This window comes from Pseudoalteromonas sp. Cn5-37 (assembly GCF_021532495.1).
In the GTDB taxonomy this organism is placed as follows: Bacteria; Pseudomonadota; Gammaproteobacteria; order Enterobacterales; family Alteromonadaceae; genus Pseudoalteromonas; species Pseudoalteromonas simplex.
The window spans coordinates 1-11,710 of record NZ_JAKGBA010000048.1 but is presented as its reverse complement, the minus strand read 5'-3'; the positions used below and the strand labels follow the sequence as shown (position 1 = coordinate 11,710).

Sequence of the window (11,710 nt, the reverse complement as noted above, 5' to 3'; positions counted from 1 at the left end):
ATAGAACGTGCGCTAAACGCCAGACCTAGAAAGTGCCTAGGTTACAAACAGCCTGTCGTTGTGTTTAACGAATTACGCAATGCGGCCTAATTTAGCGAGTGGTGCACTTCGGGGTTGAATTCGCGAGTGAGTAAAGCTCTGAAGTTAACTTTCATGGCGAAATAAAGGACTAATATGCTCAAACCTAATGAAGGTAACAAATATGTTTTTAAAATAATTAACTTTAAAAGTGCTTACCTCCCATCATATGATGAAGTAGCTTATTTATTACATCTCCCAAATAACTTTCGAGGTATTATTGATTATGCTCAGTCATTTTATGAAGCTAAACTACCAGTAAGTAAAAGTTCTATTTCGACTTTATCAACTAAAGGCATAGGGAGGCCTACCTTCAAAAAAATTGAAAATTGGTTTTTGTCCTTGTCACCTAGTATTGTCCACATTTTTAACCCCAAACTTCTCAAGAAAAATTATAAAGCTGTAGTAGTTGGCTCAAATGCAAGCCATTTCTATTCGTGTGTTGATAGTTATAAATTCAGCCTTAGGGCTAATAAAAACGATAATGAATTAAACGTATTAATGGACTGGCTTGAAGAACGTTCTAATGCAGACTACTTACTGATGAGTGAAATTCATAGAAAGGCAAAATCAGAAATTATTGATAAGAATGATCCTAAGGATATTTGGCTATTACAAAAAACACATTGGCATGCACAAAGCTTAGTGCCATCCAGACAGCTCGAAGTTCTAGATGAGTTTTTTAAGTCAGATAAAAGAAGAGAAAACTATACATTCGATGAAGGATTAGCTATTGCAGGAGCATCTTACTATTTAACATTTGATTTCTACTTATCTGCAATTGCCAACTATGAAATAGGTCTTCAATTCTACTACGAGAGGTTAGATGAAACCTGTAAAGATAAACAATACTCAAGTTTCTTTACTGGAGTACTGAATACATTGATTGAATCTGACGAAGTTAACAGCTGTTTCGATGCTGCACTTATAGAGCTAAAAAAATTTATATCATCGAAAATTAAACCAATTAGCTGGAGGCAGCTGGCAAGCTATATACCTATTGAAAACTCTCAATTAAATGCCCCTGAAAGTTACGAGCCCCTGAAAGATAGACAATACAAACAACTAAAAGATTGGCGCAACGGGAAGAACTTACCTTCTTTTCTAAAGTTAGAAAGGTTTGTAAGTGCAATTTGCGAGAAATTATGTGATTTAGATTCTTCAGCATTACTTGTGTACTTCAGGATTAGTCGAGGGATAGACACAAAAATACAAGTATGTTTTGAACAAACTGAAAGCGAAAAACTTATTCCTATTTTCAATGAGATTATTGGGCAATACCCTGCTTACTTTAAGTACTATTCAGAACGCGAGAATTCGGCCATCTAACTTCAAAATTAGACGGCCTTAGCTTTTGCAATTAATCGTCTAAGCGCTCTTCCCAGTCTTCAGGGCGCTCATCTTCACCTCGGCTTTGCCAATAAGCGTCATGCTCAGGGTTTAGCTGCTGTGAACGGTTGTCATCATCATGTTGGGCCATTTTATTTTTTCCCTTGTTGGTTTTTGTTTGCGGCTCTAGCTGCGCGAGCAGCAAAACCATTAGAATCAACGCCGCCACCATTTTGCTTAGCTTCATTTCTTTGAATACGGGCCAAAGCATCGGTAGTCATTGGGGTTTCTTTCTTCGTCATTATATTTCTCCAAAATAGGTTTATTGTTAGGTGCTCCTAACAACAGAGAGAATAATGCCAAACAAAATTGGCGCTGTGGTGGGGGGGAAAGAGTGTAAATTTAATTTTCTCTATGTATTTTTGTAAAACACACTAATCATAAGAAAGTTGAAAATCCGTCTATTAGTGATAATGTATTCAATATTCAGGCAACAGGGCTTGTGAACCTTTATATCTCATATACTTGGCTTGTTGTTTATCATTTAAATGGAGTTTATGAATGTCTGCGTCTAATGGAAATTTTGGGTTTTTAGCTGAACATGATCCATTATTCACTGAGCTTGCTTTATCCGCTGAGCGCTCTTTCGCCAGTGATCCAAATACCACATTAATAAAACTACGTCAGCTAGGCGAAGCATTAGCACAACATATTGCTGCATTGGCTGGTATTGAGTTTGATGAACAAACAACACAAGCTGACCTTTTATACAAAATTAATCGTGAATTACAATTAGAAAATGTTGTACGAGAGTTATTCCGCACTCTTAGGGTTGAAGGTAATAAAGCAACCCACCAATTTAAAACAAAGCATAAAGAAGCAATTAACGGCTTAGTAGTTGCCCGTAAATTAGCAATTTGGTTTCACCAGTCATTTGGTAAAGCTGGCCCAAAGTTTAAGGCTGTGATCCATTTTTGTGTTGATTGAATAAAATTTCAATATTAATCAACACTTAAAAGAATTCGTTAAAAACGTCCTCAAACTGTTCACCATTGTTCAATCTTTCTAAGCCACTATACATGTCCTTTGGGTTCATTGGCTCTACAGCTATTAGTGATGCTTGATAATACTTTACATTGGTGTTTGGGAAGTCACTAAGGTAAAACACCGACTTAATCTTAGCTACGTCATCATTTGTCACATTAATGTTTTCTGATAAAAATGGCTTTCGGTAATCTGCTTTGATCCCTGTGCCTTCAATGAACCAAGCAGGTAATTGAGTTAGTTCAACAAACAAATTTGTTCTATGTCTGACCTCTGCATGAACAAGTTCATGAGCTATTACATCAGTGCTCAGTCCTTTGGGGCCTAGAAATATACATTCTCTGAATAAACCAGAGTTTTGCATACCTGTGGGGTTAAATCCGAACTTGGCATATTTTGTTTCGGCTGTAGCAATGATTCTAGGGTTGGAAGTGGGAGTACCATAGATATCCGAAACCCTTTTAAATGCTGATTCTACAGCATGAGACAGCTCAACTTGCTTCGAAGTGTCTATACTTTGATCAATATAAAAATCTGGTGATACTTCATTGAAGTGTGTTACCCCTATCAGTTCGCAAGCAATGGCATCTTTTTTAAAGTAGCCAAATGAAGCTATAAAAAACGTAATAAAAACAATGATCAATATCTTAAGTATCTTCATTAAAATTCCAAATATTTATAGTGCTAAAACAACCCAGCTATCATCTTCTTGTGATTGCTCCATTTGCCTAAACCAAGCGATGTAGTTGTCAAGGTAATCTGTGCCAACCCCATTAAATTGCCTTAGCCACTGTTTCCAGCGCATCATCCAATTGTTTAGTGTTTTTATGTGATAGATGCCATCTATAACTCGTTGATTATCAATAGCTATAAGGCGTTTATGATCAAGCTCAAAAGGAAGGTTTTTAACGATGGTTTGATATGACAAATTGCCATCGGTACACAATACACTCTCGGGCGTTAATACTGGTGCTAGTGACTTCTCCAGCTCTTCTCTTGTGTTTCTTTGCAAGACGCAGTGGGTGACAGCACCGTTGCGATCTAATGCAAGCATAACTGGTACTTTAGGTATGTCATGGCTCTTAACACCACGCTTACGTGGAGGTCTTTCCAACTGGCGTTTACCCTTGAACGACTCGTTGATAAATGTTTCATCGGCCTCAATGATCCCATGAAGCTCTGAAGGCTTTCTTTGTCTCGGTTTAGACAATAACTGATGCCGCCAACGCCAAGCGGTTTTAACATTAATACCTAGTTCACTTGCTGCTTCTCTGATCTTGGCTGTAAACCACATGCCTTCTGAATACTGGTGCCATTTATCTTGCTTTTTCATACCAGATAATGGCGTACCAGTAAGTGAATTAAAAGTTCGTTCACAAGCTTTGCATTTGTATCTCTGCTGTCCTCGTGCTGTTGTTCCGTATTTTGTAAACTCATGGCTACCACAATGAGCACATTCGGCTACGCCCTCCTCATGCACAGCAATAGCTTTACCTACATGATTCGAAGAGATCATTTCTTCGATGTGGTGTCGGAGGCGTTTCAACTGAACAAAAGTTAGATCTTCTAGTGTTGCTTGAAGATTAGCAAACTGGGTATTATTCATAGACGCTCCTAACATGATTTGACTTACTTAGTATAGCAAACCAACACAGAAATGGATCAGCGCCAAGTTTAAGCCTGGGCCATTTATTGCGCCTTCAGATCCGAGTGAACAGTTACGTAAACTTCAAAGTGAAATTGCTAACTTAAAGACTGACCTACAAAAAGCAAATCTTGATTTAAATTCAAGCCACCAGCTGAATGAGTTAATCGCCAAAGAAAAGCATGAATATGAGCAGTTAGCGTATGAAATGGACGAAGAGTCTAAATTATTAGCGCAACAAGCGGCCTCTCATGAACAAGCATTGCAGCAACAACAAAAAGAGTACGAAGCCAAAATAAAGGCACTGCAAATACAGCTAGCTTCACAAGATGAAAAGTCAAAAGCTAACCAACGTGAAAAGCTAAACAATAACACTCAAGCAGCAACTAAACATATCGTACTCGACGAAGCGTTAACTCGTATTTTAATAGATCAGCAATTAACAGAAGCAGGTTGGCAGGCTGATAGTGAAGAGCTTACTTATAAAAACGGCATTCGTCCTGAAAAAGGTAAAAATATCGCAATTGCTGAGTGGCCAACGCAATACAATGGCGAACGCGGCCGAGCCGATTACGTATTATTTGCAGGGTTAACACCCATAGCCGTGGTTGAAGCCAAAAAAGAAAACACCAATGTTGCAGGTAAAATTCGTCAAGCTGAGCGATACAGTAAAGGGCTAACAGTCAATCCACCGCTACTACCCGCTTGGGAATTGCAAGGTTTGACCATAGCATGGCCAGATGAAGCCGAAGGCCACTATAAAGTCCCATTTGTGTATTCTTGTAACGGTCGCCCTCATGTAAAACAACTCGCTGAACAATCAGGTATTTGGTTTCGTGATGTACGGGAGTGCTCAAATACAAAACGAGATTTAAGTAAATTCCACACGCCAACAGGTTTACTTGATACCCTCAAGCGCAGCAAAAGCGAAGCACAAAAAAAATTAGATAAAGAGCCATTTGGCTACTTAAAGCTTAGGGAATACCAAAAAAATGCAATTAGTGCCGTTGAGCATGCACTTGCAAATAACGAACGTCGAGCATTACTTGCAATGGCTACGGGTACTGGTAAAACCCGCACAATCATCGGTTTAATGTACCGTTTTTTAAAAGCAGAACGCTTTAAACGCATTTTATTTTTAGTTGATAGAACCGCACTGGGCCAGCAAGCACTCGATGCCTTTAACGAAGCGCCACTAGAGCAAAATCATACTCTTTCAAAAATTTATAATGTCGCAGAACTTGGTGATATGGGTGCAGAGGCTGAAACGCGCGTACAAGTTGCTACCGTGCAAGCAATGGTTAAACGCATATTTATGAGTGATAACCCTCCTCCGCTCGATCAATTTGACTGTATCATTATCGACGAAGCACACCGAGGTTACACACTTGATCAAGAAATGACAGAGGGCGAACTTGCTACACGGGACGCTAGCCAATATTTATCTAGTTACCGACGCGTACTCGATTACTTCGATGCTGTGAAAATAGCGCTCACAGCAACCCCAGCCAAGCACACCAGTGAAATTTTTGGCAAACCGGTGTACACCTATTCTTACCGTGAGGCTGTTGCTGAAGATTGGCTTATCGATCATGAATCACCTATCCGTTATGAAACCTTACTAAGCCAAAATGGCATTCACTTTGATAAAGGTGATAAAGTCCAATCAATTAATACTCATACGGGGGAAATTGAATCTGCAGACCTGGATGATGAGCTTGATTTCGAGGTTAATGCATTCAACCGCAAGGTTATTAACGAGAACTTCAACAAAGTTATTTGCGAACAACTTGTTCAAGAACTCGATCCCTTTGGTGATGAAAAAACCATTATATTTTGTGCTCCCTCACAAAACGGCCTTCATGCAGATATGATGAAGCGATTACTTGATGATGCATTTAAAGAGCTATACAACGGTGAGTATAACCAAGCGGCTGTAGAAGTTATTAAAGGCGACTCTGATAAAGTCGATCAGAGAATTAGACAGTTTAAGAACGAACGCTACCCTAACATTGCAATAACCGTAGACTTGCTCACTACAGGTATTGACGTTCCTAAAGTCTGTAATCTTGTTTTCATGCGCCGAGTAAAATCACGCATTTTATACGAGCAAATGATCGGCCGTGCTACTCGCCGCTGTGATGAAATAGGTAAAACCGTATTCCGTATCTACGACCCTGTCGATATTTATTCAGCTTTGGCTGAAGTGAACACCATGAAGCCTTTAGTTAAAGACCCTAATATAACTCTAGAACAATTGGTAGATGAAATCACTAATCCAGAGCTATTAGAACAAGCTCTGAATACACCTGGCGACTCACCACAAGAAAGTCACGCCGATGTTGTACTCAATCAGTTAAGCCAAAAGGTCATGCGGGTTTTACGTAAAGCAGAAAAAAAGGCAGAAGCAAAGCCTGAGCTAAAACAAAAGCTAAACGAGCTTGAAAGCTTATGGGGAGTAGAGCCTAAAAACCTTCATACCCATTTACACCAACTAGGGCCAAAGCAAGCTGCAAACTTTATCACAGAACATAGTGGTTTAATCCACCAGCTTGCACAGGTCAATACTTTATTGGGCAGTGAACACCAGCCCGTTATCTCTGAACATCATGATGAAATACGTGAAAGAACACAAAGCTGGGGCACACACAAAAAACCAGAGGATTACCTAGAGAGCTTTAATCAATTCGTTAACGAGCAGTTAAACCAAAACATAGCCCTTGCGACTGTGGTAAGTAAACCACGCGACCTTTCTCGTGAGCAATTAACTGAAGTAAAACTATTACTTGATGGTGCAGGCTTCTCAGAGGCGAATTTACAAAGCGCGGTACGTAATCAAACCAATCAAGATATAGCAGCAAGCATTGTTGGTCACATTCGGCGCGCAGCCTTAGGTGAACCTCTTATCCCCTTTGAACAACGTGTTGCTCAAGCAATGTTACGTATATACCAAGCACATTCATGGACACCTAATCAGCGCAAATGGTTAGAGCGCCTTGCCAAACAACTTGTGCATGAAGTTATCGTCGACAAAGAGTTTGTTAATAACCGCTTTAGTCAGCACGGTGGCGCGAAGCAATTTGACAAGGTGCTTAATAATCAACTAGATACTGTACTTGATGAAATAAGTGAAGCTATTTGGCCTATTAAGAGCGCATAAAGTAACGTATATAAATAAATGGAATTACTATACATGTTATATAGGTTATGTATAATTTTATGAAAAATTTATACATAACAACGCTGACATGTATAAAAAAGGATAAAAGCTATCTATGTCGACCACTATAGAACCGTTACCGCTTGCGAATATTGAACAGTGGGAAACCCGCGCTGTTTTAAAAAAAACCGCCACTGCCCATCGCCATTTAGCTGAGTTAAAAGGCGTTGCAGCCAGCATACCTAATGAAGCCATATTGATTAACACACTCGCCCTACAAGAAGCAAAAGACAGCTCTGAGGTGGAAAACATCGTAACAACACACGATGAGCTCTATAAAGCGAACCTGTTTGAAGAAGCGGTCACTAACCCCGCAACTAAAGAAGTACAAGATTATGCCGTTGCTTTAAAGCAAGGGTTCGAAACAGCGCGTAAAAGCAAACTTATTCGTCTTGATGACATACTCGCAATACAAAAAAACCTAGAACATAACGATGCAGGTTTACGAAAGCTCCCTGGTACTGACCTAAAAAACGCACGCACTGGTGAAGTGGTTTACACGCCACCACAGCACGCTGATGAAATTACAAAGCTAATGGATAACCTTGTGCAGTTTATCAACAACGATGAACTATGCGATGCCGACCCTCTGGTAAAAATGGCTATTATTCATCACCAATTTGAAAGTATTCATCCCTTTTACGATGGCAACGGCCGTACAGGGCGTATTTTAAATATTTTATATTTGGTCACCAAAGATTTACTAAACTTGCCTGTACTTTACCTGAGCCGATTTGTAATTCAGAACAAAGCCGATTACTACGCTAACCTACAAGCAGTGCGCGATACCGGCAACTGGGAGCCGTGGTTAGAGTTCATGCTTGATGGTGTCATTGATACCGCGCAAAACACTATTTCACTTATCACCGCCATGAAACACCTTATGGCAGAAGCAAAACACGGCATTAGAGCGCAGCTTCCTAAAATTTACAGCCAAGATTTACTCAACAACCTATTTAACCACCCCTACACCAAAATAGACTTTATTGTTGAGGAACTCGGTGTCACTCGCATTACTGCCACCAAATACCTAGAACAGCTGGTGGAACATGGCTTTTTAACCAAACAAAAAGTAGGCCGTGCTAATTACTACATTAACGAGCCTTTGTGCGCCCTACTGGTTGCCCACGGCTAACGCCCAATTACTAATTTTGAGAAAATTATGACTAATAACGACATCGTACAAAAACTTTGGAACCTATGTGACGTACTACGTGACGACGGCATAAACTACAGCGACTATGTCACTGAACTGGTACTGCTTCTTTTTATTAAAATGGTGCACGAAAATACCGAAGCGGGCGTGTTAAAAAAACACCCGCTGCCAGAGGGCTGCCGCTGGCAAGACATTAACGAAAAATCAGGTATTAACTTACTAAATGATTACAAAGCTATTTTGTTTGCGCTTTCAACGGGTAAACGCCTTGAAGCAGACCCAGAAAACCCAGGCCAAACTAAAGAGGTTCAGGTACATGAAGACCCATTGATCAGCGCTATTTATGCCGATGCACAAACCCGTCTGCGTGAGCCACGCCATTTAGAGCAAATGATTAAAACGCTGGATCAAATTGACTGGTTTAGTGCGCAAAAAGACGGCCTTGGTGACTTATATGAAGGTTTATTAGAGAAAAACGCCAGCGAGACTAAGTCTGGCGCGGGACAGTACTTCATAATGTCATCTACGTTTTTATCGAGCAAATGCCACCTAAAAACCGCCGCCTAAACTGTTACCTATATTTGGCTAAGAACTACCTTTAATATCATCTCAGTAAATCACTTTTCGAGTACGTTGAAGAATTAGCGGATCTCCCTTGCTAAAATTGAGGCTGCCTTTAACAATACTTCTCGCTCCTCAGATATTTCTTCCAACCTAGATTCCAGCTTTTTCATTAAGAACTTACTCTTTGAGTTGTTTTTCTGTATCCGTCCGGTGATCACCGCCTAGCCTTTAAAATTCCACGGTAATAGACTATCGATATCAGGTGTTGATTGGCACAGCTCATCTAAACACGCGGTGATGTAATCGTATGGCGCTAAGCCGTTGGCTTTGGCTGTTTCGATGATGCTGTAAAGTATCGCGCTTGCGTTAGCACCTGTTGCTGTTTGGCTAAACAGCCAGTTCTTACGGCCTATCACAAACGGTTTGATGGCTCTTTCTGCACGGTTGTTGTCGATACTCAGTCGCCCATCATTAATGTACTCAATGAGTTTCGGCCACTGGTTTGCCATGTAATTGGCAGCATCAATGAGTTTACTATTACCAACAAGGTTTGGCTGATGTTTTTCAAGCCACTGTTTGAGTTTATCGAGTATCGGTTTACTCTGTGCTTGTCGAGTCTGGTAACTCTCATCTGCTGATTTATCTTTCAACCGTGACTCTATCCCATACAGCTTTTGTATTAAGCTGAGCACCACATCGGCTTTGCCTGTCTTATTTTTCCCTTGCAGCTTTTTCGCTTCAATGAATTTCCGACGTGCGTGCGCCCAGCACCCCACAAGACTGGCCTGTGTCTTTTCATAAGCTTGATAACCATCAACATGTAAGTACCCTTGATAGCCATCAAGATAATCCATCACGCAGGCGGCTGCGCGACTAGTGTGGTAGTCGTAAAGCACGATGTTAGGGATGGGGCTGTCGGGTTTAGGTGAGTCAGCACCTGAGCAGTACACCCACATGTAACTATTCACTTTATCTGATTTCACCACATTGACCGTGGTTTCATCAGCGTTAAGGAGTGGTTGCTTGAGTAATTCTTCTTTTAACCGTTTAACCAGCGGGGTAAACAGCGCTGCTGACTTAATCACCCAATCGCTCATGGTTTTGCGGCTCAGCTCAATGCCGTATTGCTTAAACATGCTCTCTTGGCGATGAAGCGGTAAACCATATTGATATTTACTGGTGATGAGTTGGCTAAGTAAGCTCGCGGTGGCAATGCCTTTGTTAATGGGCATAGCGGGCATAGGCTGTTGCTTTATCGTTGACCCAGTGCCTGATTTTTCACACTCACGACAGGCGTATTTAGGGCGAATATGTTCAATCACTTTGACGTGTGCTGGAATGAACTCAAGCTTTTCAGCAGTATCTTCACCGATTTTATGTAACTCACCACCGCAACATGCACAGCTTTTATCTGCTATGTCGTGGATAACTTGTTCACGGGGTAAGTCTTTTGGCAGTGGCTTGCGTTTAGGCTTGTTGCGGGTGTAGCTAATTCCTTGCTGCTCAGGCTCAGCTTTCTCAGCAATCTCTTCAACTTCATTAAATAATTCACCTTGCCCTACAAAGCCTTCAGCACTTTTGCCGAATTGCTTTTGTTGGGCTAAACGGAATTGCTCATATAAATAGGCGATTTTAGCATCTTTCTGTATAGATACTTCGCGCTCATATTTAAGCTGTTTTTCAAGCTCAGCAATGCGTTGTTGTAAGGTAAATACATCGTTCATGCCGTTTATTTTACGGCTTTTATGCACAATGAATAGGGTTAATAACTTAAACCTTGATGATCATATCAATTGATCTAAGTAATTAAGTCACTGTGTGCTGACTGACGTTGATTTCTTCATGGCCAATAACGTCATACCCTGATAATAGCCAATGTAATTGTTGCTCATTCAGTGTCATGGTGTCACGTTTAAGCTTAGGCCATTTAAACCTGTGCTTATCAAGTCGCTTGTACCACAATGCAAAGCCTGTCTTATCCCAATAGAGAAGCTTTAACTTGTCGCGCTTTTTATTACAAAACACAAACAGCGCGCCCGATAGCACGGGTAATTCAAGCTCACATTCCACCAACGCCGCAAGGCCATTGATGGATTTACGAAAGTCCACATGCTCAGCACATAAGTACACCTCGGGCGGATTAACAAACATATTCATGCTGATAGACCTTTAATAATTGAGACGATAGCATCACAGTTAAGTGTTGTGGGTAATGTCAGTTGGCCAGTGCGCGTATTAAAGTTAATCGTTGGTTGCTCAGTGATACTGACGTGTGTGCGTTGGGTTTGTTGCTCAACTCGGACAAATTGAGGTGATGCACCTGAAGATTTCACCTGTTGCATGCTTTTATATTTATAAAACGAGCTGATAGATACTTGATGGTGTTTGCAAAACGCTTCATTCGTTCCAGTAAATGATGAGCGAAGCGCTAGGATTTCTAGCCAACGTTTAGGGATGGGTGAATTCATAATGACCTCCAATAAAAAGTTGAAGGTATTTTCAAATACAAAAAATGGTGTTGCTAGGTGGGGTTGGCCGGACGCTTACGGATATACAGCGTCGGTGCCGCACGACGCCAGACGATGCCGACTTGTGGCAACCACCGCCTGAGAGTTGAGCTATGAATAACGATACGGTAAAGCTTATGCAGTAGCAGTGCGAATAATTCACTACT

The 11,710-nt window shown here is 40.8% G+C and carries 9 protein-coding genes and 3 pseudogenes; 5 read left to right on the top strand and 7 right to left on the bottom strand.

Annotation, left to right across the window (positions count from 1 at the left end):
* Window positions 1-174: 174 nt before the first annotated feature.
* Window positions 175-1,407 (top strand): hypothetical protein, encoded by a 1,233-nt coding sequence (locus L1266_RS21155; protein ID WP_138558920.1) that lies wholly within the window; start codon window positions 175-177, stop codon window positions 1,405-1,407.
* 152 nt (window positions 1,408-1,559) lie between these two features.
* On the opposite strand, the gene L1266_RS21150 is transcribed toward L1266_RS21155, so the two are convergent.
* Window positions 1,560-1,709 (bottom strand): hypothetical protein, encoded by a 150-nt coding sequence (locus L1266_RS21150; RefSeq protein WP_167330986.1) that lies wholly within the window; start codon window positions 1,707-1,709, stop codon window positions 1,560-1,562.
* Window positions 1,710-1,968: 259 nt separating this feature from the next.
* On the opposite strand from L1266_RS21150, the gene L1266_RS21145 reads away from it, so the two are divergent.
* The gene (locus L1266_RS21145; protein WP_328260866.1) at window positions 1,969-2,394 is read left to right on the top strand and encodes a DUF4145 domain-containing protein; all 426 of its coding nucleotides are present in this window, start codon (window positions 1,969-1,971) and stop codon (window positions 2,392-2,394) included.
* Between the two features lie 25 nt (window positions 2,395-2,419).
* Here the strand turns inward: L1266_RS21145 and L1266_RS21140 are convergent, their stop codons facing one another.
* Window positions 2,420-3,112 carry a hypothetical protein gene (locus tag L1266_RS21140; RefSeq protein ID WP_008115289.1) on the bottom strand — a complete coding sequence of 231 codons (693 nt, stop codon included), beginning with the start codon at window positions 3,110-3,112 and terminating at the stop codon, window positions 2,420-2,422.
* Window positions 3,113-3,127: 15 nt separating this feature from the next.
* Window positions 3,128-4,057: an IS1595 family transposase gene (locus tag L1266_RS21135; RefSeq protein WP_235378303.1), complete on the bottom strand. Its 930-nt coding sequence runs from the start codon at window positions 4,055-4,057 to the stop codon at window positions 3,128-3,130.
* Window positions 4,058-4,121: 64 nt separating this feature from the next.
* Between L1266_RS21135 and hsdR the strand changes: the two are divergent.
* From hsdR to L1266_RS21120, 3 genes and pseudogenes are all read left to right on the top strand, one after another.
* A pseudogene (gene hsdR, locus L1266_RS21130) lies at window positions 4,122-7,256 on the top strand (type I restriction-modification system endonuclease); the annotation flags it as partial.
* 115 nt (window positions 7,257-7,371) lie between these two features.
* A complete protein-coding gene (locus L1266_RS21125; protein WP_063529394.1) occupies window positions 7,372-8,451 on the top strand; it encodes a Fic family protein in 1,080 nt (359 codons plus the stop codon).
* 27 nt (window positions 8,452-8,478) lie between these two features.
* A pseudogene (locus L1266_RS21120) lies at window positions 8,479-8,985 on the top strand (type I restriction-modification system subunit M N-terminal domain-containing protein); the annotation flags it as partial.
* 272 nt (window positions 8,986-9,257) lie between these two features.
* Here the strand turns inward: L1266_RS21120 and tnpC are convergent.
* The 4 genes and pseudogenes from tnpC to L1266_RS21100 form a co-directional block, all read right to left on the bottom strand.
* Complete coding sequence (gene tnpC / locus L1266_RS21115) at window positions 9,258-10,760, bottom strand: IS66 family transposase (RefSeq protein ID WP_235378302.1); 1,503 nt, start codon at window positions 10,758-10,760, stop codon at window positions 9,258-9,260.
* An 82-nt stretch (window positions 10,761-10,842) separates the two neighbouring features.
* Window positions 10,843-11,193: an IS66 family insertion sequence element accessory protein TnpB gene (tnpB, locus tag L1266_RS21110; RefSeq protein WP_004588658.1), complete on the bottom strand. Its 351-nt coding sequence runs from the start codon at window positions 11,191-11,193 to the stop codon at window positions 10,843-10,845.
* Window positions 11,190-11,504 (bottom strand): IS66 family insertion sequence element accessory protein TnpA, encoded by a 315-nt coding sequence (gene tnpA, locus L1266_RS21105; RefSeq protein ID WP_004588657.1) that lies wholly within the window; start codon window positions 11,502-11,504, stop codon window positions 11,190-11,192. Before tnpA ends, tnpB begins: the two co-directional genes overlap by 4 nt.
* 77 nt (window positions 11,505-11,581) lie before the next feature.
* A pseudogene (locus L1266_RS21100) lies at window positions 11,582-11,710 on the bottom strand (IS630 family transposase); the annotation flags it as partial.

What these genes read in the sequence shown, in the direction of transcription:
- L1266_RS21155 (WP_138558920.1), top strand. Translation starts at nt 175, where the DNA reads ATGCTCAAACCTAATGAAGGTAACAAATATGTTTTTAAAATAATTAAC.
- L1266_RS21150 (WP_167330986.1), bottom strand. Translation starts at nt 1,709, where the DNA reads ATGACGAAGAAAGAAACCCCAATGACTACCGATGCTTTGGCCCGTATT.
- L1266_RS21145 (WP_328260866.1), top strand. Translation starts at nt 1,969, where the DNA reads ATGTCTGCGTCTAATGGAAATTTTGGGTTTTTAGCTGAACATGATCCA.
- L1266_RS21140 (WP_008115289.1), bottom strand. Translation starts at nt 3,112, where the DNA reads ATGAAGATACTTAAGATATTGATCATTGTTTTTATTACGTTTTTTATA.
- L1266_RS21135 (WP_235378303.1), bottom strand. Translation starts at nt 4,057, where the DNA reads ATGAATAATACCCAGTTTGCTAATCTTCAAGCAACACTAGAAGATCTA.
- L1266_RS21125 (WP_063529394.1), top strand. Translation starts at nt 7,372, where the DNA reads ATGTCGACCACTATAGAACCGTTACCGCTTGCGAATATTGAACAGTGG.
- tnpC (WP_235378302.1), bottom strand. Translation starts at nt 10,760, where the DNA reads ATGAACGATGTATTTACCTTACAACAACGCATTGCTGAGCTTGAAAAA.
- tnpB (WP_004588658.1), bottom strand. Translation starts at nt 11,193, where the DNA reads ATGAATATGTTTGTTAATCCGCCCGAGGTGTACTTATGTGCTGAGCAT.
- tnpA (WP_004588657.1), bottom strand. Translation starts at nt 11,504, where the DNA reads ATGAATTCACCCATCCCTAAACGTTGGCTAGAAATCCTAGCGCTTCGC.